The organism is Methylocucumis oryzae, assembly GCF_000963695.1.
GTDB lineage: Bacteria > Pseudomonadota > Gammaproteobacteria > Methylococcales > Methylomonadaceae > Methylovulum > Methylovulum oryzae.
Map to the genome: position 1 here is coordinate 1 of NZ_LAJX01000329.1, position 2,480 is coordinate 2,480.

General features: G+C 45.0%; 1 protein-coding gene and 1 pseudogene. Both read left to right on the forward strand.

What is annotated here, in order from left to right:
* Positions 1 to 278 precede the first annotated feature (278 nt).
* Positions 279 to 1,415: pseudogene (gene dnaJ, locus VZ94_RS21125) on the forward strand (molecular chaperone DnaJ).
* 2 nt (positions 1,416 to 1,417) lie between these two features.
* A complete protein-coding gene (dapB, locus tag VZ94_RS21130) occupies positions 1,418 to 2,227 on the forward strand; it encodes a 4-hydroxy-tetrahydrodipicolinate reductase (protein ID WP_045780763.1) in 810 nt (269 codons plus the stop codon).
* Positions 2,228 to 2,480 lie beyond the last annotated feature (253 nt).

Below are 2,480 nucleotides of genomic sequence, written 5' to 3' on the forward strand. Positions count from 1 at the left end.
TTAAAAATCAATGAAAAAAGGTGCGCATAGCGCACCCTACAACAACACAAGATACCGAATGTGACCGTTCAGAGTATATACTTCAAACGGTCACATTCGGTTTTTAGGTAGTAGGTAGGGTGCGCTGTGCGCACCTTTTAGCATTATTAAAATCAATTAATAAATGTGTGCGTAGCGTACCCTACATTAACTATATGAGAATAAGAGGCTTACGCCTCTTTTGCTTTTTTAGCTAGGCCGACACTACAGATACAGTCACTACAGGTTAATGATTACTCATGGCGGAAAAAGAAGATTTTTATAAGGTTTTAGGCGTTGATAGGAATGCTAGCGATGCTGAAATCAAGAAAAAAAATATCGCAGCTTGGCGATGAAATATCATCCCGATAGAAACGCCGATAATCCCGACGCAGCCGAAGCGAAATTTAAACAAGTTAAAGAAGCTTACGAAGTCTTATCTGACCCTAAAAAACGCTCAGCTTATGATCAATTTGGTCATGCGGGTATTGACCCGTCTATGGGGGGGCGTCCAGGTGGATTTGGTTCGGAAAGTTTTAGTGATATTTTCGGCGATGTGTTTGGCGATATTTTTGGAGCAAGCAGACAACGCGGCGGTGCTCAACGTGGTTCCGACTTGCGTTACAACTTGGAATTATCATTAGAAGAAGCCGTTTCTGGTACAGAAGCTAAAATCAGAGTACCGGTGCTAGTGACTTGCGATGAATGCGGTGGTTCTGGTGCTAAAAAAGGCTCTACGCCGATTATCTGCTCGACGTGCCATGGTCACGGTCAAGTGCGTATGCAACAAGGCTTTTTCTCGGTACAACAAACCTGTCCGACGTGTCGCGGTACCGGCAAGCAGATAAAAGACCCTTGTGGAAAATGTGCAGGCCATGGTCGAGTACAAGAGACCAAAACCTTATCGGCCAAAATACCTGGGGGTGTTGATACCGGTGATCGCATTCGTTTAGCCGGTGAAGGTGAGGCGGGTGAGCGTGGTGGTCCATCGGGTGATTTATACGTCGAAATTCGCGTTAAAGACCATCCAATTTTTACCCGTGATGGCGCCAATTTATATTGTGAAGTACCCATTAGTTTCCCTACCGCTTGTTTAGGTGGCGAGCTAGAAGTGCCCACGCTAGATGGTAAAGTCGTGCTGAAAATTCCACCAGAGACACAAACAGGCAAATTATTCCGTTTGCGCGGTAAAGGGGTAAAACCCGTACGAGGCGGCCCAGTCGGTGATTTGTTATGTAAAGTGCAAATCGAAACCCCGGTGCAATTAACCAAAGAGCAGAAAGCATTAATTGAAAAAATTGGGTGAATCACTTTCTGGCGGTGGTAAATTTCACAGTCCGCAAGAGCATTCTTGGATGGACACGGTTAAAGGCTTTATTAACAAACTTACGGAATAGTCATGACGCGTGTTGTAATAGCCGGTGCCTCCGGTCGTATGGGATTGAGTTTAATTAAAGCGGTTGCGCTGTCTAATAAAGCAACTTTAATAGGGGCGGTAGTGCGCCCGGACAGCTTAGCGATAGGCAAAGACGCTGGCGAGTTAGCCGGCATTAGCGCGATGGGTGTGCCTGTTGTCAGTTGTCTGAGTCAGTTAGTGGACGATTTTGATGTATTAATTGACTTCACACGTCCTGACGTCTCTATGGCTTTTATTAATCATTGCGTGCAATTAGGTAAAAAAATCGTAATAGGCACAACGGGTTATAGCGATGCACAAAAAGCAGACATACGGAAAGTGGCTGAGGACATTGCGCTAGTCATGGCACCTAATATGAGTGTAGGCGTGAATCTATCGCTAAAGCTGCTAGAAATGACCGCCAAAGTGATGGGGGATTATACCGATATTGAAATTATAGAAGCTCATCATAGGCATAAAATCGACGCGCCTTCGGGCACTGCGTTACGCATGGGAGAGGTGATTGCCAAGAGTTTAGGGCGAGATTTAAGTGAATGTGCTGTCTATGGTCGCGAGGGTAATACCGGCGCTAGAGAGCGAAAAACCATAGGTTTTGCTACGATAAGAGCCGGTGACATTGTAGGCGAGCATACGGTGATGTTTGCTGACGAAGGTGAGCGTGTTGAGATAACTCATAAAGCATCAAGCCGTATGACGTTTGCTAATGGCGCAGTAAGAGCGGCTATTTGGCTTAATGACAAACCGGCTGGTTTTTATGATATGCAAGACGTATTAGGCTTGAACGCGTTTTAAGTAACGGACTCCGGCTTTGTCTAGTTATACTCTGAACGATTATATTTGGTATCTTGTGTTGCCGTAGGGTGCGCTGTGCGCACCTTTTTATTGGTTTTTAATGATATATTTTGAACGGTATCGTTTTCGGTATCCTCTGTTGCTGTAGGGTGCGCTGTGCGCACCTTTTTCATTGATTTTTAATGATAACTTATAAAGGTGCGCACAGCGCACCCTACCTAAAAACCGCAAACTTAACCGTTTTAAAGTATAT